Annotated in this window: 16 protein-coding genes; 8 read left to right on the top strand and 8 right to left on the bottom strand. The window is 65.0% G+C overall.

The genetic code is table 11. The features are described 5' to 3' along the window. Positions 1–7 precede the first annotated feature (7 nt). Positions 8–1,321, bottom strand: coding sequence for an ABC transporter substrate-binding protein (locus G3N95_RS05680; protein ID WP_205969004.1), 1,314 nt, complete (start codon positions 1,319–1,321; stop codon positions 8–10). A 181-nt stretch (positions 1,322–1,502) separates the two neighbouring features. On the opposite strand from G3N95_RS05680, the gene G3N95_RS05675 reads away from it, so the two are divergent. After that, entirely contained in the window at positions 1,503–2,540 is a 1,038-nt protein-coding gene (locus G3N95_RS05675; protein WP_205969003.1) for a Gfo/Idh/MocA family oxidoreductase, read from the top strand. Positions 2,541–2,547: 7 nt separating this feature from the next. Here G3N95_RS05675 and G3N95_RS05670 read toward each other — a convergent pair whose 3' ends face one another. Beyond that, positions 2,548–3,465: an NAD(P)-dependent oxidoreductase gene (locus G3N95_RS05670; RefSeq protein ID WP_205969002.1), complete on the bottom strand. Its 918-nt coding sequence runs from the start codon at positions 3,463–3,465 to the stop codon at positions 2,548–2,550. A gap of 116 nt (positions 3,466–3,581) precedes the next feature. Here G3N95_RS05670 and G3N95_RS05665 point away from each other — a divergent pair, with 116 nt between their 5' ends. The 4 genes from G3N95_RS05665 to G3N95_RS05650 all read left to right on the top strand — a co-directional run bounded on the left by G3N95_RS05665 (position 3,582) and on the right by G3N95_RS05650 (position 7,798). After that, a complete protein-coding gene (locus G3N95_RS05665; RefSeq protein ID WP_205969001.1) occupies positions 3,582–5,333 on the top strand; it encodes an FAD-dependent oxidoreductase in 1,752 nt (583 codons plus the stop codon). Next, positions 5,330–5,941, top strand: a complete 612-nt coding sequence (locus G3N95_RS05660; RefSeq protein ID WP_205969000.1) for an NIPSNAP family protein — start codon at positions 5,330–5,332, stop codon at positions 5,939–5,941. Before G3N95_RS05665 ends, G3N95_RS05660 begins: the two co-directional genes overlap by 4 nt. Positions 5,942–5,980: 39 nt before the next feature. Continuing rightward, positions 5,981–6,814, top strand: a complete 834-nt coding sequence (locus tag G3N95_RS05655; protein WP_205968999.1) for a TIM barrel protein — start codon at positions 5,981–5,983, stop codon at positions 6,812–6,814. Between the two features lie 117 nt (positions 6,815–6,931). Continuing rightward, positions 6,932–7,798: an IclR family transcriptional regulator gene (locus G3N95_RS05650; RefSeq protein WP_205968998.1), complete on the top strand. Its 867-nt coding sequence runs from the start codon at positions 6,932–6,934 to the stop codon at positions 7,796–7,798. On the opposite strand, the gene G3N95_RS05645 is transcribed toward G3N95_RS05650, so the two are convergent. Then, positions 7,795–8,721, bottom strand: a complete 927-nt coding sequence (locus G3N95_RS05645) for a LysR family transcriptional regulator (protein WP_205968997.1) — start codon at positions 8,719–8,721, stop codon at positions 7,795–7,797. The two genes, G3N95_RS05650 and G3N95_RS05645, sit on opposite strands and share 4 nt — an antisense overlap. Positions 8,722–8,844: 123 nt before the next feature. Here G3N95_RS05645 and G3N95_RS05640 point away from each other — a divergent pair, with 123 nt between their 5' ends. Then, positions 8,845–10,965 carry a 3-hydroxyacyl-CoA dehydrogenase NAD-binding domain-containing protein gene (locus G3N95_RS05640; protein ID WP_205968996.1) on the top strand — a complete coding sequence of 707 codons (2,121 nt, stop codon included), beginning with the start codon at positions 8,845–8,847 and terminating at the stop codon, positions 10,963–10,965. A 68-nt stretch (positions 10,966–11,033) separates the two neighbouring features. Here G3N95_RS05640 and G3N95_RS05635 read toward each other — a convergent pair whose 3' ends face one another. Both G3N95_RS05635 and G3N95_RS05630 read right to left on the bottom strand, forming a co-directional pair. Then, positions 11,034–11,819 carry a DUF899 domain-containing protein gene (locus tag G3N95_RS05635; RefSeq protein WP_205968995.1) on the bottom strand — a complete coding sequence of 262 codons (786 nt, stop codon included), beginning with the start codon at positions 11,817–11,819 and terminating at the stop codon, positions 11,034–11,036. Positions 11,820–12,021: 202 nt separating this feature from the next. Continuing rightward, positions 12,022–12,546 (bottom strand): DUF6622 family protein, encoded by a 525-nt coding sequence (locus G3N95_RS05630; RefSeq protein WP_205968994.1) that lies wholly within the window; start codon positions 12,544–12,546, stop codon positions 12,022–12,024. A gap of 184 nt (positions 12,547–12,730) precedes the next feature. Here G3N95_RS05630 and G3N95_RS05625 point away from each other — a divergent pair, with 184 nt between their 5' ends. Next, positions 12,731–13,120 carry an RcnB family protein gene (locus G3N95_RS05625; RefSeq protein WP_205968993.1) on the top strand — a complete coding sequence of 130 codons (390 nt, stop codon included), beginning with the start codon at positions 12,731–12,733 and terminating at the stop codon, positions 13,118–13,120. 59 nt (positions 13,121–13,179) lie between these two features. Here the strand turns inward: G3N95_RS05625 and G3N95_RS05620 are convergent, their stop codons facing one another. The 3 genes from G3N95_RS05620 to G3N95_RS05610 form a co-directional block, all read right to left on the bottom strand. Then, a complete protein-coding gene (locus tag G3N95_RS05620) occupies positions 13,180–14,433 on the bottom strand; it encodes an ATP-binding protein (RefSeq protein ID WP_205968992.1) in 1,254 nt (417 codons plus the stop codon). Continuing rightward, the gene (locus G3N95_RS05615) at positions 14,433–15,200 is read right to left on the bottom strand and encodes a response regulator (RefSeq protein WP_205968991.1); all 768 of its coding nucleotides are present in this window, start codon (positions 15,198–15,200) and stop codon (positions 14,433–14,435) included. Before G3N95_RS05615 ends, G3N95_RS05620 begins: the two co-directional genes overlap by 1 nt. Positions 15,201–15,385: 185 nt before the next feature. Further along, the gene (locus tag G3N95_RS05610) at positions 15,386–16,021 is read right to left on the bottom strand and encodes a TetR family transcriptional regulator (protein ID WP_205968990.1); all 636 of its coding nucleotides are present in this window, start codon (positions 16,019–16,021) and stop codon (positions 15,386–15,388) included. Between the two features lie 230 nt (positions 16,022–16,251). Here G3N95_RS05610 and G3N95_RS05605 point away from each other — a divergent pair, with 230 nt between their 5' ends. Next, positions 16,252–17,436, top strand: coding sequence for an efflux RND transporter periplasmic adaptor subunit (locus G3N95_RS05605; RefSeq protein ID WP_205969061.1), 1,185 nt, complete (start codon positions 16,252–16,254; stop codon positions 17,434–17,436). Positions 17,437–17,439 lie beyond the last annotated feature (3 nt).

Genomic DNA, 17,439 nt, shown 5'->3' with positions numbered 1-17,439 from the left:
GCGCAGGTCAGCGCGCGGCCATCGTGCAGCCGATTTCCTGGCGCGTGCCGTACAGCTTGTCGAGTTCCGAAGGGTTCTGCGGCACGGCCGACACCTGGTTGAGCCAGTCCCATTTGTCGGTGATGTGATCCTTGACCTTGAACACGGTCCAGCGCCGCAGCATCTGGTGATCCCACGGACGGAAGTACGCGGGCCCGCTGCTGTCGCCGAACTGCACCGTCTCCAGGCTTTGCACGATGTCCGGTCCCGACGTGCTCTTCGCCTGGTTGACACCCGCGAGCAGCGCGCGCGTCGTGAACCAGCCGATCCACGCCTTGTCGGCGGGCGGCTTGCCGTATTTCGCCGTGTACTTCTTGATGAACGCGACTTCTTCGGGCGAATGGCCCGGCGAGCTGAAGTGCCACGGCTTGCCGTAATAGCCCGTTGCCGCGTCGACGCTGATCGACCACAAGTCCGAGTCGCCGATGATCGGGCACGCGACGGGAATCTTGTCCTTCATGCCCATTTCCGCGTACTGCTTGAGGAAGGTCGACAGATCGCCGCCGGGCAGGCCGAGCAGCACCACGTCGGGCTTCGACTGGCGGATCTTGAGGATGAACGAGCTGAAGTCGGTGGTGTTGAGCGGCGTCACGTCAGCGCCCGTGATCGTGCCGCCCGACTGCTTCAACAGATCGGACATCGAACGCTGGATGTCCTGTCCATACGCATAGTTCGCGACGAGAAAATGCCACTTCTTGCCGATCGCGAGCAGCGACGGCGCGAGCGCGCGGCACGTGACGGGCGTCGGGCTCAGCACGCGGAACGTGTACGGATTGCAGCTGCCGCCCGTCAGTTCGCGCGCGGCCGCATTGGGTGCGATATACGGCGTCTTCGTGCGGTTCGCGACGGACGACATCGCCAGCGACGTGCCGCTGTTCGTGCCGCCGATCACGGCAATCACCTTGTCCTGCTCGACGAGCTTCTGCATGTTTTGCTGCGCCGACTGCGGATTCGGTTCGTCGTACCAGACGAGATCGACGCGTCGTCCGCGCGCCTGGTTGTTCGCGTCGTCGAGCGCCATCTTCACGCCGTTCGCGATCACTTCGCCCTGTTCCGTCCACACACCCTGCTTGGCCATCAGCAGGCCGAGCTTGAGCGGCTGCTCGCCCTGCGCGCGCACGATCGCGGGCGCGGCGAGCACCGCCGCGCCGCTCGCGAGCGTCTTGCCCGCCGTCGCGAGCCAGTCGCGGCGCGTCATGCGCGTGCCGCCGCTGCTGCCTTCGTCGGCGGCAGGCGTGCCGTGGTTGAGAACTGCATCCGCTTGCTTGTGCTTGTCGCTCATCTGTCTCTCCGCTCCTGTTCGTATCCGTGGAATGCGCGGCGTCGTGAATCGTCGCGCATTGAAAACTTTTGGTGAACTCTAGTTCGAATTGGAATAGCATTCAACAATTAAAGCGGATTTCAGAGTATCCGGGTATTCACCTGGTACGCGCGAACGACTGTTCAATCAAGGAGAAGAGACGATGGCAAGGAGACGTCTGGCGGTAATCGGCGCGGGCGCGATCGGACGCATGCATGTGGAGCGGGCGCGGCTGCATCCGCAGGCGGAGGTGGTGGCGATTGCGGATCCGTCGCCTGCTGCGAGCGAGTTTGCGCGGCAAGAGGGACTGCGCTGGTTCGAAGGCTACGAGGCGATGCTGGAGGACGTGCGGCCGGAAGGCGCGATTGTCGCGACACCGAATGCGACGCACGTCGATGTCGGGCTCGCGTGCATTGCGCGCGGCGTGCCCGCGTTGATCGAAAAGCCGATCGCCGACGACGTCGACGAAGCGCTGCGGCTGGCACGCGCGGCAGACGAGGCGGGCGTGCCGCTACTGGTCGGCCATCACCGCCGACACAATCCGATCCTGCGGCGCGCGCGGGAGATCGTTCAATCGGGCCGTCTCGGCACGCCCGTCACGGCGAATGCGCTGGCGACGTTCTACAAGCCGGATGCGTACTTCGACGTCGAATGGCGGCGGCGCGCGGGCGGCGGGCCGGTGCTGATCAACCTGATCCACGACATCGACATCATGCGTTTCCTGCTCGGCGATATCGTCGAAGTACAGGCGCTCACGTCGAACGCGGTGCGCGGGTTCGACGTCGAGGACACGGCCGCTGTGCTGTTTCGCTTCGCCAGCGGCGCGCTCGGCACGCTCGCCGTCTCCGACTGCGCGACCTCGCCGTGGAACTGGGATCTCGCAGCGGGCGAAGCGGCGCATTATCCGCGTCAGCAGGTGAACACGCATTTCCTGATCGGCACGGACGCGTCGCTGACGCTGCCGCAACTCGACGTGTGGGAGTACCGTGCGCGCAAGGGCTGGCACGAGCCGCTGACGGTCGAGCGCAGCACACCGCATAGCGCCGACCCGTATCACGAGCAGTTGCGCCACTTCGCCGCCGTGATCGCACGTGAGGAAGCGCCGCTATGTTCCGCCGATGACGCCGCGCGCACGCTCGCCGCGACGCTTGCCGTGCATCGGGCCGTGGCGGCGCGCGGGCCCGTGGCGCCCGCGCGTTGACGGCGTTCTATTGCGTCTGCAGCGACGTCTGCAGCGCGTGACGATAGAACGCAATGGTCTGCCGCAGCCCGTCATCGAGCGAGGTGCGCGGCAGACCGGGCAGCAGGTGGTCGAGTGCTGGATCGTGGGGAAATTCTGTCGCGATGGGCAACGGTGCGCCTGCTGCGTCGATCCGCGCGTCGGGCACCAGCGTCGCAATCCGGTCGATCACGCTCGCGACGGACGCGATGTCGCCCGCCAGCGTGAAGGCGTGCGCGCCCTCGATGTCGCGCAGCAACGCGGCTTCATACGCGGCGGCGACGTCGTCGGCGAACACGAAGCCCGTCGAACCCGTGAACGGCATCGTGTAGCGCTCGCCGCGCGCGGCAGCGCGGCAGGCGAGGCTCGGCGCCGCACTCGAACCCGTTTCGCGGCCCGCGCCATACACGACGAGCGGGCGAAAGCCGACGCTCGCGATGCGATGATCGTTCCAGTACGCGCGCGCCGAGCCTTCGCACGCGAGCTTGAACGCGCCGTAGTGCGTTTGCGGATGCGGCGTCGCGCCGTCGTCGGGGCCGAATACGCCTGCGCTGCTGGCGTACAGCACGCGTTTGAGGCCCGCTGCGCGCGCCGCATCGAAGATGTTCAGCGTGCCGATCAGGTTGATCTGCGCGCCGCGCACGGGGTTGGCCGCGCAGTCCGGCGTGAGGATGCCCGCGAGATGAATCACGGCGTCGCAGCCGTGCAGTGCGCGTGTCACATCGTCGGCTCGTGCGATGTCGCCCGTGCGCCACTGCACGCCTGCAGCGTGTTCCGGCGCGAGCGCCTGCAGCAGTTGCGGCTTCGCGTGCAGATCGAACGCGACGCAATCGATGCCCCGCGCAAGCAGGCGCCGCATGATCCACGCGCCCAGAAAGCCGCTGCCACCTGTTACCAGTACCCGCATGTCCTTTCTCCTCATCGTCATAAAATCTTTGCAAGATCGCGTTTTGTGGAATAGTATTCCAGAAAGAAAGTTAGTTCCATAGTTGGATGAAATCCTCTGATCAAGCAGAACCGAAGATGAAACGTGAACCGATTCTCGAATGCGACGTGTTGGTGCTGGGTTCCGGCGCAGGCGGCCTGTCGGCTGCCGTCACGGCGGCGGCGCAGGGTTTGCGGGTGATCGTCGCGGAGAAGGAGAGCGTGTTCGGCGGCACGACCGCGTGGTCGGGCGGCTGGATGTGGATTCCGCGTAATCCGCTCGCCACGGCAGCAGGCATTCGCGAAGACGTCGACACGCCCCGCACCTATCTGAAGAACGAACTTGGCACGCAATTCGATGCGGCAAAGGCCGACGCGCTGCTCGAACGCGGGCCGGAAATGATCGAATTCTTCGAGCGCAACACGGCGATGCGTTTCATCGACGGCAATCGCATTCCGGATTTCCACACCACGCCGGGCGCCGGAACGGGCGGCCGCTCCGTGTGCGCGATGCCGTTCGACGGACGCGAACTCGGCGCATTGATCCACAAGCTGCGCGAGCCGCTTGGCGTGATGACGCTGAAGGGCATGGCACTGGCATCAGGACAGGATCTCGCCCATTTCTATCGCGCGACGCGCTCGCTGAAATCGGCGCTGTACGTAACGCGCAGGCTGGCGGCGTTCGCGTGGCAGAAGTTGCGCTATGGACGCTCGATGCATCTCGTCAACGGCAACGCGCTCGTTGCGCGGCTGCTGAAGTCGGCGGCCGATCGCAAGGTGGATTTGCGCACGCACGCCAAAGCGATTGGCCTTCTGCGCGACGATTCGCGCGTCACAGGTGCGCGCGTCGAAATAGAGGGTGTCGTGCATGAAGTACGCGCGGCGCGCGGCGTCGTGCTCGCGTGCGGCGGCTTTCCACACGATGTCGAACGGCGCGCGCGCGAGTTCGCCTATACGCCTTCGGGGCGCGAGCACTGGTCGGCGGCGCCGCGCAGCAACACGGGCGACGGCATCCGCCTGGGCGAGTCGATCGGCGGCGCGTTCGACGGCACGCTTGATGCGCCCGCGGCATGGGCGCCCGTGTCGCTCGTGCCGCAGCGCGGCGGCGCGCCCGACGTGGCGTTTCCTCATCTGATCGAGCGCGCGAAGCCGGGCGTGATTGCCGTTACGCGCGCCGGGCAGCGCTTCGTCAATGAAGCGTCGTCGTATCACGACTTCATTTCGGCTCTGCTCGGCACCACGCCCGGGGGCGAGGAAGTGTGCGCATGGCTGATCTGCGATCAGCGTTTTCAGCGGCGTTACGGGCTCGGTTTTTCGAAGCCGTTTCCGTTTCCGTTGGCGCCGTATCTCCGCTCCGGCTATCTGAAGCGCGGCGCGACGCTTGCTGAACTCGCGGCGGCGTGCGGCATCGATCCCCAAGGATTGTCGAACACCGTGTCGACCTGCAACACCTACGCGAAAGAGGGCTTCGATCCGCAGTTTCACAAAGGCTCGACACCGTACAACCGCGTGCAGGGCGATGCCGAACATACACCCAATCCGTGCCTCGCGGCCATCGAAACGGGTCCGTTCTACGCGGTGAAGCTGCTGCCCGGAAGCCTCGGCACATTCTCAGGACTCGCCACCGATGCAAACGCACGCGTGCTCGACCGCAACGAGCGTGCGATTCCCGGTCTCTACGCGGTCGGCAACGACGCCGCGAGCATGATGGGCGGCTGCTATCCGAGCGGCGGCATCACGCTCGGACCGGCAATGACTTTCGGCTATCTCGCGGGACTTTCTCTTGCCGGCGCGGCGCATGACGAGACGCGCGCCTGCTCTTCCATTCACATCAAAGGGACATTGCAATGACTCTGTATGACACAGTCACGCTGACGGTGAAAATCGGCACGAACGCGCAGGTTTTCGAAAGCATCAAGGCAAACGGCAATCAGGCGGGCGCGATGCTGCTCGGCTGCTGGTATTCGGACATCGGCGCGCTCGGCAAGGTGATGGTGCTGCGCGGCTTCGAATCGGAAGCCGCGCTGGTGAACGAGCGCAAGCGTCTGTTGCTGGAAGGCAATCCGTTCGGCTGCGGCGAATTCGTCGACGACGTGAAGGTGGAAAGCTATGCGCTCTTTCCGTTTCTGCCGCCCATCGAACCGGCCGTGCATGGCGGCATCTATGAAATGCGCGTGTACGGCACGAAGCTCGCGAGTCTTCAGCACACGATCGACGCGTGGGAAAAGGCCGTGCCCGAACGCACGAAGCGCTCGCCGCTGATCGGCGCGATGTATTCGCTCGACGGCACCGTGCCGCGCTTTCTGAACATCTGGCCGTATGCGAGCGTCGACGAGCGTTCGCGCATTCGCGCGGAAGCCGTGAAAGACGGCATCTGGCCGCCGAAGGGCGGCCCCGCGCATCTGACGACGATGGAGTCGACCATCTACATGCCCGCGCCGTTCTCGCCGCTGCGCTGAACGGCCTGAATGAAACGCGAAACGAAAACAGGAGACATCATGACCCAAGCTCATTCGCGGGCGTTGTCGCTGTCGGCACTGACGGCACTCGAACTCGCCCCGCCGCAGATGGTTCAGTGCGCGGCCGACGCGGGCTACGACTTCGTCGGCCTGCGCCTGCTGCCAGCCACGGATCATGAAGTGCGGCACGAGATCGTCGGCGATACGCCGCTCAAGCGCGAAACGCTCGCGGTGCTCAAAGGCACGGGCATGCGCGTGCTCGATGTCGAGATCCTGCGGCTCAAGCCGGATACGGACGTCGCGTCGTACAAGCCGATGCTCGAAACGGCAGCCGAACTCGGTGCGCGCTACGTGCTCGTGGCGGGCAACGATCCCGACAAAGCGCGCACCGTCGACAATCTCGGCAAGCTCTGCGATCTGGCGGCGCCGCTCGGACTTTCGCCTTCGGTAGAACCGATGCCGTGGACGGAAGTGAAGAACATCACGCAAGGCGCGCGCGTCGTGAAGGCAAGCGGCAAGCGCAATACGGGGCTGATCATCGATCCGCTGCACTTCGATCGCGCGGCTTCGTCGCTGGATGAATTGCGCGCTCTGCCGCGCGAATGGTTCGGTTACGTGCAGTTCTGCGATGCACCCGCCGAGCGTCCGACGGATCTCGACACGCTGCTCTTCCAGGCACGCTGCGAGCGGATGATTCCGGGCGAGGGCGGGATCGATCTAGCCGGCATCTTGCGCGCGTTGCCGGATCATCTGCCCATCAGCATCGAAGTGCCGACCGAGCAATGGGCAAAGACGACGCCCGCAGTGGAACGCGCGCGCCGCTTGCGCGAAGCGACGCTGGCTGTCGTCGAACAGGCTTACGCGACGATCTGAACGTCCATGGCAGTTGTCGCGATTGCCTGTCATGCGGCGGGGAACGCGAATCCGCTTGAATTCCAGTGTGGAATCGTGTTCTCATTTGCGTATGACTGATTGAACGGGACTACCCACATGGCAGGCAATCTGGAGCGGGCGCTGGCAGTGCTCGAACTGCTGGCGAAGAATGGCGGCCGCATGCCGCTCGCGGCCATCGCCGACACGCTCAACATTCCGCGCAGCGGCACGCATCGGCTGCTGTCGATGCTGATCGAGGAAGGCTTCGTGCGCCAGGACGAAGACCACGGCGAATACATGCTGGCGCTCAAGCTGGTGTCGCTCGCGCTGATCTATCTGTCGACGAGCGGCGTGTTCGACATTTCGCAGCCGGTGCTCGACCGGCTCGCCGAAACATCGGGCGAACTGGCGCGGCTGGGCGTCGTCGAGGACGATCATCTGACGTTCGTCGGCAAGGCGCAGGGAGCGAAGTCCGGCTTGCGCTACGACCCGGACATGGGCAGCCAGCCGCCGCTGCATTGCACGGCGAGCGGACAGGCGTGGCTGTCGACGCTATCGGACGAACGCGCGATCGAACTCGTGTCGAAGCAGGGCGGGCTCGCCGCGAAGTCGCAGAGCGCGCCGCGCGCGCCCAAGACGATCCAGCAGTTCCTCAAGGACCTGAACGGCGCGCGTCAACGCGGTTACGGCGTGGCGATCGAGACTTACGAAGCGGGCATGACGTCGATTGCCGCGCCCGTGCGAAACCCTGTGACGAACGAAGTGGTTGGCATCGTCAGTCTTGCCGGGCCGACCAGCCGGCTGCCCGAATCGCGTTTGAAGGAGTTGGCGCCCTCGTTGCTGAGCGCGGCATCGGACATGGGTGCGGCGACGCTGAGCTCGCCTTACTTCAAGCGCGTGGGCGCTGTCGTGGCGACGCCCGAAAAGCTGGAGAAGCCCGTGAGCGATGTGAAGAAACGCGTCAAGGCTGCGGCGAAGGTCTAGCGCGCGGCGCTCGCGCTCGACGGCACGCCGCGTCCTGCCTTGCGCGCCTCGTCGAGCATGAATTCGATGAAACGCGCCGTCGCGCGCGTGTGGTGACGGTTCGGCATATACAGCATGTACATGTTCGTGCCGAAAATGCTGAGCCGCCACGGGTCCAGCGCGGTGACGACGTCGCCGCGCCTGATGTCGTCGTGCACCACGTAGTCGGGTACGAGTCCGACACCTAGTCCTGCGAGAATCGCCTCGCGCAAGAACAGAAAATTCTCGGAGATCACGCCCGGTTCGAGCAGCACTTCGTGCCGTTCGTCGCGCAGATAGGCGGCAAGGCGCAGTTGCCTGCCGACTACCGCAGACGTGATGAGCGGCGTGGTGCGCAGTGCGTCGAGATCGGCAGGCATGCCGTGCTGCGCCGCATAAGCCGACGACGCACACGCGACCCATCGCACCGGCCCCATGTCACGCGCGACGAGGTTTTGCGGCGGCTCCGACATCACGCGCACGGCAATGTCCACTTCGTCGCGCAGCAGATCTTCCACACGGTTTTCGAACATCACGTCGAGCACGATGCCCGGATAGTCGCGCTTGAACGCGATCAGCCACGCCGACATCACCAGTTGCCCATACCCGCTCGGCACCGACAGACGCACGCGGCCTTGCAGGCTTTCTCCGAGCGTCGAGACGGATTCCTGCGCGGCCAGCAGCGAATTGCGGATCGCGCGGCCGTGTTCGTAGAGTTTCAGCCCGATCTCGGTCGGCTCGACGCGACGGGTCGTGCGCCGGACCAGTTGCAGGCCGAGCGATTTTTCGAACTGATTGAGGTGATAGCTGACGTTGGCGCGAGTCATCTTGAGCCGCCGCGCAGCCTCGCTGAGGTTGCCGGCATCGATGATCTCGACCAGCAGCGTGAGGGCGTTGACGTCCAAGGCGGGGCTACTGTCAAAGATTCCTTGACACTCTGTCAATGGATGCTGCGATTGTCAATTGAGTTTATCGCCAGGACAATCATCGGCGATTCCGCTCATCTGCTGCACGAGGAGACACTGCACATGACATCGACCCCAGCCGCCGCGCCCGTTTTCCACGAATTGCGCGGCAACCTCCTGCTCGTCACCGTCGACAACCCGCCCGTCAACGCGCTGGGCGTCGAGGTCCGGCGCGGCCTCGTCGCGGCGATCGAAGCCGCCGAAGCGAATGCGGCGGCGCGGGCCGTGTTGATCGTCGGGGCCGGACGCAATTTCATTGCGGGTGCGGATATCCGCGAGTTCGGCAAGCCGCCGCAAATGCCGACGCTGCCCGACGTGTGCAACCGCATCGAGGCGTGCAGCAAGCCCGTCATCGTCGCGATTCATGGCGCCGCGCTGGGCGGCGGACTCGAAATCGCGCTGGCGGCCCACTACCGGCTCGCGGTGGCGGGCGCGAAACTCGGCCTGCCCGAAGTGCTGCTCGGTCTGTTGCCGGGCGCGGGCGGCACGCAGCGGACGCCGCGTCTGATCGGCGCCGAGGCGGCGTTGTCGCTGATGCTGAGCGGCAAGCATATCGGCGAGCAGGGCGCGCTGAAGATGGGCCTCGTCGATCGTATCGGGCAGAGCGACGACGTGCTCGCAGAAGGACTCGCGTACGCGCAGCAATTGCTGGTCGAGCATGCGAGCGTGCGGCGCACGCGCGACGCGCAAGCGCTCGCCGACAAGGACGCGGGCACGGCCGCGATTGCCGCTGCGCGCGCCGATACCGCGAAGAAATCGCGCGGCCTGCTGTCGCCGCTGAAGATCGTCGATTGCGTCGAAGCGGCGCTGACGCTGCCGTTCGAAGAAGGTCTGCGCGTCGAGCGCGCGCGGTTTCTCGAATGCCTCGACAGCCCGCAGCGCGCGGCGCTCGTCCACGCGTTTCAGGCGGAAAGGGAAGCGCAGAAAGCACCTGAAACGCGCAGTGCGCAGCCGAGGCCGATCGCGTCCGCCGGCGTGGTGGGCGGCGGCACAATGGGCGCGGGCATCGCCGTCGCGCTGCTCGATGCCGGCTTGCCCGTGACGATGATCGAGCGCGACGACGCATCGCTCGCGCGCGGCCGAGCGCATGTCGAAAAAGTCTATGACGGCCTGATCGCGAAGAGACGTCTCACTGAGGATGCCAAGGCGAAGAAGCTCGCGCGATTCGCGGGCAGCACGTCGTACGATGCGCTCGCCGATGCCGACGTCGTGATCGAAGCCGTGTTCGAAGACATGGCGGTCAAACAGGCCGTGTTCGCGGAACTCGACCGCGTGTGCAAGCCGGGCGCCGTGCTCGCGACCAACACGTCGTATCTCGACATCGACGCGATCGCGGCCGGCATCGCGCGGCCGCAGGACGTGATCGGCCTGCACTTCTTCTCGCCGGCGCACATCATGAAGCTGCTGGAAGTCGTCGTGCCCGCGCGCGTGAGCGCCGACGTCGTCGCGACTGCCTTCGATCTCGCGAAGAAGCTGCGCAAAGTGCCCGTGCGCGCAGGCGTGTGCGACGGTTTCATCGGCAACCGGATGCTCGCGGTGTACCGCGCGGCGGCCGATCATCTGATGGAAGACGGCGCGTCGCCGTATCAGATCGACAAGGCCGTGCGCGAGCTGGGCTTTCCGATGGGACCGTATCAGGTGATCGATCTCGCGGGCGGCGACATCGGATGGGCGACGCGCAAACGCCGTGCGGCGACGCGCGATCCCAACGCGCGCTACGTGCAGATTCCCGATCGTCTATGCGAGCGCGGCTGGTTCGGCCAGAAGACGGCACGCGGCTTTTACCGGTATGAAGACGGTCAGCGTGCCGGTAAGCCCGATCCCGAAGTCGATGCGATCATCGACGCGGAGCGCGAGCGTGCGGGCGTCACGCCGCACGCGTTCACGGACGAGCAGATTGTGCGCCGCTACATGGCCGCGATGATCAACGAAGGCGCGAACGTGATTCACGAACGCATCGCGCTGCGGCCACTCGATATCGACGTGACGTTGATGAACGGCTTCGGTTTTCCGGCCTGGCGCGGCGGTCCGATGCATTACGCCGATACGGTCGGTCTGCCTGCATTGCTCGCGGATATCCGCGAATTCGAAAAGCAGGATCCTTTGTTCTGGAAGCCGTCGCCGTTGCTGGTGGAACTCGTCGAACGCGGTGAGTCGTTTTCGAGTTTGAATCGGGCTGTGTGATTTGCGTGGCGAGCCGCAGCGCACATGCGCTGCGGCTTTGTTGCGCCGGTCTTCTGGCATAGCTGTCGTCAGGTGTTTTGTTTGTTCCTGAACGCGGCCTCGCCCGCATCGGATACCTCCACCCACTTCCGGTCAGGCGGCGCGTCGTCGACATAGCTGTCGTGCCAGTTCCACCACTTGTAAGTCGGCGTCTGCGGATAGCCCTCGGGCGAATCTTCCCAGACCTCTTGCCGGCCGAGCGGTGTGATGTCGAGATAGTTCCACGTGCCGCCCATCTGCTCATCGCCGCGATTGTTGATGAAGTACGTGCGGAACACGCGTTCGCCGTCGCGATAGAACACGTTCGTGCCGTGCCATTCGCCGACGCCGAAATCGGCGTCGAAGCTGTCCGTGATCGTGAACCACGGAATTTGCCAGCCCATGTGCGCCTTCAATCGAGCGATGTCGGGCTGCGGTGCGCGCGAGACGAAAACGAGCGTCGTATCGCGTGCGTTGAGATGCGCGAGATGGGCAACCTGGTCGGCCACGATCGAGCAGCCCCGGCACGCATGCTCCGGCCAGCCATACACGCCCGGCTCGTAGAACGCGCGATAGACGATCAGCTGACGCCTGCCGTTGAACAGGTCGAGCAGGCTGAGCTTGCCAGTGGGCGCTTCGAACACATAGGTTTTGTCGACGGCCATCCACGGCATGCGGCGGCGCTCGGCGGCCAGCGCATCGCGCGCGCGGGTGTGGGCCTTTTCCTTGACGAGCAACTGCTGACGCGCGGCTTCCCAATCCTGCTGCGATACCACGGGCGGCGTGTGCATCGCCGGCTGTTCGCTGTTCTTTCCGTTCTGGTCTGATGTGGACATGGCTCGTGCGACCTCCTGATTTGAACAGGCTGCCGCGCCTCGTGGATGAGGCGCGGCGCTATCGCCTGTTGTGTGTCGAGAGACAGTTTGGACCGGAAAAGGAAACGCCGGGAGTAACAAGTCTGGCGGCATTTTCCTCAGAGTCGCGGGTCGCAACGGGCGTGCCCGCCGGATGCGCGGCACCCCACTTCACAGCCGGCGCTTACGCGCCTTGCGAGCACGCCTGAACGACGCGGCGTGCGTTCATCGCTTTCCAGTACGTGAGGAAGCGCCCACCGAACACACCTGCGACGACGCCCGACACCGCCGCGCTCAGCAACACGTACACACCGAGCGATGACAGACTCGTCGCGGTCGCCAGTTCGACGCCGAGCCAGAATTTGGCCGCGAACGTGATGACGATCAGCACCAGCGGCACCATGGAGCCGGGCAGCATGACGGTGTTCGCAATCGGATCGACGATGAAGCGCGTCCGGCTCGCGATGAACACACCGCCCGCGATGCCAGCCAGCGCGCAAATCACCCAGACGATCACGGACGACCAACCCGCCAACGGGTCGGTGATCAGATGCAGGACGCCCCACGCCGTGAAGACGAGCGGCACGATGGCGAGCTTCGAAAGCGGCGCGGTGCCGCTGTTCATGGCCTTGAATCCGCGCGAGAGCAGAAAGACGAGCAGCACCCAGACCCAGATTGGCGTGCCTTGAATGATGGCTGCGAGCGGCATGATGACCTCCTTCAGACGAATGTGTTCCAGGATGTGGCTGACGATGCGTCAGCGAATGAGGTGCATCGTAGAGGTGGGGAATTAGACAAGAATGAGGAGAGGCAATCCACCCGTAAGCCCCCGTAAGGCCCCCGTTTGAATCGTTGCGCCGGAAAACACTCTCACCTTGTTTGGGGAGTGTTCGATGAAAAAAGCTGTACCTGTGTTGTTGCTTGCTGTTTCGTGTGTCGTGGCCCAGACCCAGGCATTCGCGCAATATGCCCCCGGCGACGATGGCGGTCCGGGCCGTCATCCTGTTGCCGATCAACGCGGCGGTCCCGATGGTCCGGACGGCCACGATGGTCCGCAAGGCCCCGGCGCGCCGCATCGTCCCGTGCCGCATCGCGACTGGCATCGCGGCGACCGCTTGCCGCCCGACTATCGCGGTCCGCAGTACGTTGTCGACGACTGGCACGCGCACGACCTTCAACCGCCGCCGTCGGGTTATCAGTGGGTGCAGGTCAATGGCGACTTCGTGCTGGCCGCGATCGCCACGGGCGTGATCTCGAGCATCCTGCTCGCGCCGCATCGTTGATGAACGACGGATGCCGCCCACGACGGGCGGCATCGAAACCACATAGAGAGAACGTGCCGCTAGATCTCGCGGCGAAACGTCAGCGTCACGCGAAACCCGCCCTCAGGCGCGTTGTCGCATACGAACTGGCCGCCGTTATAGCGCGTGAGCCGTCGCACGATCGCGAGGCCCAGGCCGCAATGCGCATCGCCGCCGCGCGCCGGATCGAGCCGCGTGAACGGCTGCAGCGCACGTTCGAGCTGATCCTGCGGAATGCCCACACCGTGATCGCGCACGGTGAGCGTGTAGACGCCGTTATGCGCGGACGTCGAAATCTCGACGGGCGGCTCGCCGTAGTTCATCGCGTTTTCGATCAGGTTCGACAGAATCCGGTCGAGATCCACGAGCGGCAGATTGAAGCCGTCGCCCGCATTCAGATGCAATCGCACGAGCGCTTCGTCGTCGAGTCCGTCGCCGTAGTGACGCCGGCAATGCGCATCGACATTCGCTTGCGGCGACGGATCGGCCGTGTCGCGCGCATAGTCGAGAAACTGCGTCACGATGCGCGACAGCGATTCCGCGTCGCGCAGAAAGCCGCTGCGATTGGCCGCATCGGGCAGCAGGTCCGCGCGCACCTGCATGCGCGTGATCGGCGCGCGCAAATCGTGTGCGACACCCGCGAGCATCACCGCGCGTTCCTGCTCGGCTTTACCGAGTTCGCTCATCATCTCGTTGAAGTCGCCGATCAGCGAGCGCATCTCAGCGGGACCGCTTTCCGTCACGGGCGGCACGCGCCGTCCGATCCTGAATTCGCGCGCCGCATCCGCGAGCCGGTGCAAGGGGCGCTGGAACCGCCATGCGGCGAACAGCGCCGCGCACACGGCGAGCACCAGCATCACCAGCGACGAACCGAGAAAACGCATGCCCGGCAGATTGGCGTTGCGGATGTACAGCCAGTACGGCTCGCTTCCGTAGCGTATCCACAGCGATCCCGTGCCCGGATCGAACACGACGCGGCTGCCAGGCGGAAGGCGCGGCAGCAGGTCACGTTCGAATGGCGCATCCGTGCCTTTGCACGGCGGCGGACAGCCGGAACTGAGCACGTCGGCATCGGCGATGTATTCGATGCCGAGCGTCTGCGCGACGTGTCGCGCGCTCGCTTCACCATCGTGCTTCGCCTGCACGGCGAGCATCACGTCGCGGCGCGCATGTTCCGCGTCGATCTGGCCGCGCTCGCGGTCGACGGCGAACAGCGACGTCACGTGCACGGCCACGATCAGGCCGACCGTCATCGTCGCGAGACGGCCGAAAAGCGTATTGAACGGATTTTTCATTACGATGCGTCGTCGCCGCCCTGGCCGCCTTCACTGCTTACGTCGCCATCGCCGGTTTCGCCCGGCACGAACATGTAGCCGATGCCGCGCATCGTCTGGATACGGCGCGGCGCGGCGGGATCGTCTTCGAGCAGCCGCCGCAGACGCCATACGGGCACGTCGATGCCGCGCTCCGTCACTTCGGAATCGGGACCATGCAACAGATCGACGATGCGCGTGCGGGACAGCGTTTCCATCGGATGCTGTGCGAACACTTCGAGCAGCGCGTATTCGCTGCCCGTCAGCTTGATGGGCTCGTTGTCGCGAAAGAGCGTGCGCGATGCGAAGTCAAGCCGGAAGCGCCCAAACACGAGCGCCTCGCGATGCTCGACGGGCGGCGCTTCGGGATGCAGCGCATGACGGCGCAGCACGGCGTGAATGCGCGCGAGCAATTCCTGCGGCATGAACGGCTTGCCGAGGTAATCGTCCGCGCCGAGTTCGAGGCCGATCACGCGATCGACGCCGTCGGCGCGCGCCGTCAGCATGATCACGGGAATCGTGTCGCCGCTTCCGCGCAACTGCTTGAGCGCCGTGAGGCCGTCGACGCCTGGCATCATCAGATCGAGCACGATGATCGACGGACGCTCGCGTTCGAGCCGCCGCGCGAGATGCGTGGCGTCGTGCAGCACCGAGAAGTCGATGCCGCGTTGCTGGAAGAAATTGCGAAGCAGGTCGCGCAGGTCGGCGTCGTCGTCGACGAGCAGTACCTGAAGGGGCGTGTCGGGCATGATGTGAGCAGGCTGCGCCGGGCTTTGCCGCTTGGGACGGGCAGCGCCCTTGCCGCCGGGTATCGGATCTGCGTATGACTATAGCGCAACGCGGTGCGGCCCCGGTTCTGGGGACTTAGCGAGTCTTACGAAGTCTTAGCGATTTGCAGCGGCCTTGTAATGACCTTCTGCGAGGTTTGCCGGGGTCAGACGCGTGCCGGTTCGAACGAGGGTTGTGCGCCGACGCATCTCATCGCCGATGCAAGCGTCTGATCGGCCTCCACATCGACGCGCGATTCGGCGGACATCAACAGCCGCTTGTGCAGAAAGCCCGTCAGCGCCGCATGAATGAAACCGGCGGCGGCACGCGTGTCGACGTTGGGCGGCAACTGTCCGCGTTCGGACGCGGCGCGTAACGCCGCGTCGATCTGCGCTTCGGCGCGCAAGGCCGCCATCGACACGCGCTCATAAAACGCCGCCGTCTCCGCCGTGACCTCGCACTTCGTCAGCGCGATGCTGTACAGGCGCCGCGCGCGCCGCATGTGCAGCGCGTCGCGCAACCGCTGGCGCAGTTGCGCATGCAGATGCTGCAACGGGTCCGCGTCCTCTTCGCATGCTTGCACGACAAATGGGTCCAGCGGCATGTCCGCGTTCTCGTAGATCGACTGAAACAAGGCCTCCTTGTTCCTGAAGTGCCCGTAAACAGCGCCGCGCGTGACGCCCGCTTCCGATGCGATGTCTTCCAATGACGCGCGCGCAAAGCCGCGCACGAAGAACACGCGCTCGGCGGCTTCGATGATCTTCGCCCGCGTGTCGAGCGCCTGTTGCTTCGTTCGTCCCATGACGGGTGCCTCTCCTGAATCACGCGGCCATCGTAGTCGCCACGCTACAGCGTTGGATTAACAAGTCTTACGGCAGCCTGGTGGCTGTAACCCGCGAAAGGCGAACAAAGCCTATCTTCACGCACTTATCGTGTCGGTGCGCGTTGGATCAACGCTCGTTGCGCGCCGGCCCCGTTCAATACATACAAGGTTGTACGATGCCTGCGCTATTAAAGAACCGTAACTTTCGAATGCTCGCGGCCACGGCTACGATTTCCGCCGTACTGCCGCTGCTCGCCGCGTGCGGCGACAAGCACGCGGCCCCGCCGCAACAGACGCCCGAGGTCGGCGTCGTCACCATCCAACCCTCCGCTGTGCCCGTCACCGTCGAATTGCCGGGCCGCGTGAGCGCGCATCTCGTTGCCGAAGTGCGTGCGCGCGTCGACGGCATCGTGCAGAAGCGCCTCTATACAGAAGGCAGCGAAGTGAAGGCGGGGCAGACGCTCTACAAGATCGATCCCGCGCCGTATATCGCGTCGTTGAACAGCGCGAAGGCAACGCTTGCGAAGGCGCAGGCGACGCTCGTTTCCGCGCATGCCGAGGCCGAGCGCTACAAGGTGCTGGTTGCAGCGAACGCGATCAGCAAGCAGGACTACGACAACGCCGTGGCATCCGAAGGTCAGGCCGCCGCCGATGTCGCGGCAGGCAAAGCCGCTGTCGACACGGCACAGATCAATGTCGGCTATACGGACGTGACCTCGCCGATCTCGGGCCGCATCGGCAAGTCGTCGGTGACGGAAGGCGCCTACGTGCAGTCGAGCGCGGCAACGCTGCTCGCGACCGTGCAGCAACTCGATCCCGTCTACGTGGACCTCACGCAATCGAGCCTCGTCGGCCTCAAGCTGCGCCGCGACGCACAGGAAGGGCGCCTCAAGACGAGCGGCCCGAACGCGGCGAAAGTCACGCTGATTCTCGAAGACGGCCGTCCGTACGTCGGCACGGGCAAGCTCGAATTCTCCGACGTGACCGTCGATCAGACGACGGGCTCCGTCACCGTGCGCGCGCTGTTCGGCAACGCGCAGCGCGTGTTGCTGCCTGGCATGTATGTGCGCGCGAAGATCGAAGAGGGTGTCAACGAACAGGCGTTCGTGGTGCCGCAACAGGGCGTCACGCATGACCAGAAGGGCGATCCGACCGCGCTCGTCGTTGGCGCGGACGGCAAGGTAGCGATGCGGCAACTGGTGACGTCGGGCACGTACGGTGCGAACTGGGTTGTCGAAAGCGGCCTGCAAACGGGCGACCGCGTGATCGTGCAAGGTGTCGACAAGGTGCGCCCCGGCATGAGCGTAAAGACAGTCGCGGCACAACTGCCCGCCGCCGATACGGCCACGCAGACGGCGGCAACGCCCGCGTCCGGCGCGCAGAACGCGCAGTAACGA

It is taken from the genome of Paraburkholderia sp. Tr-20389 (genome assembly GCF_017104565.1).
Classification (GTDB): domain Bacteria; phylum Pseudomonadota; class Gammaproteobacteria; order Burkholderiales; family Burkholderiaceae; genus Paraburkholderia.
The sequence above is the reverse complement of the archived record's forward strand: the minus strand, read 5'-3'. Positions and strand labels throughout refer to the sequence as shown.

Coding starts and splice junctions, on each gene's coding strand:
- G3N95_RS05680 (WP_205969004.1), bottom strand. CDS start 1,321: ATGAGCGACAAGCACAAGCAAGCGGATGCAGTTCTCAACCACGGCACG.
- G3N95_RS05675 (WP_205969003.1), top strand. CDS start 1,503: ATGGCAAGGAGACGTCTGGCGGTAATCGGCGCGGGCGCGATCGGACGC.
- G3N95_RS05670 (WP_205969002.1), bottom strand. CDS start 3,465: ATGCGGGTACTGGTAACAGGTGGCAGCGGCTTTCTGGGCGCGTGGATC.
- G3N95_RS05665 (WP_205969001.1), top strand. CDS start 3,582: ATGAAACGTGAACCGATTCTCGAATGCGACGTGTTGGTGCTGGGTTCC.
- G3N95_RS05660 (WP_205969000.1), top strand. CDS start 5,330: ATGACTCTGTATGACACAGTCACGCTGACGGTGAAAATCGGCACGAAC.
- G3N95_RS05655 (WP_205968999.1), top strand. CDS start 5,981: ATGACCCAAGCTCATTCGCGGGCGTTGTCGCTGTCGGCACTGACGGCA.
- G3N95_RS05650 (WP_205968998.1), top strand. CDS start 6,932: ATGGCAGGCAATCTGGAGCGGGCGCTGGCAGTGCTCGAACTGCTGGCG.
- G3N95_RS05640 (WP_205968996.1), top strand. CDS start 8,845: ATGACATCGACCCCAGCCGCCGCGCCCGTTTTCCACGAATTGCGCGGC.
- G3N95_RS05635 (WP_205968995.1), bottom strand. CDS start 11,819: ATGTCCACATCAGACCAGAACGGAAAGAACAGCGAACAGCCGGCGATG.
- G3N95_RS05630 (WP_205968994.1), bottom strand. CDS start 12,546: ATGCCGCTCGCAGCCATCATTCAAGGCACGCCAATCTGGGTCTGGGTG.
- G3N95_RS05625 (WP_205968993.1), top strand. CDS start 12,731: ATGAAAAAAGCTGTACCTGTGTTGTTGCTTGCTGTTTCGTGTGTCGTG.
- G3N95_RS05620 (WP_205968992.1), bottom strand. CDS start 14,433: ATGAAAAATCCGTTCAATACGCTTTTCGGCCGTCTCGCGACGATGACG.
- G3N95_RS05615 (WP_205968991.1), bottom strand. CDS start 15,200: ATGCCCGACACGCCCCTTCAGGTACTGCTCGTCGACGACGACGCCGAC.
- G3N95_RS05610 (WP_205968990.1), bottom strand. CDS start 16,021: ATGGGACGAACGAAGCAACAGGCGCTCGACACGCGGGCGAAGATCATC.
- G3N95_RS05605 (WP_205969061.1), top strand. CDS start 16,252: ATGCTCGCGGCCACGGCTACGATTTCCGCCGTACTGCCGCTGCTCGCC.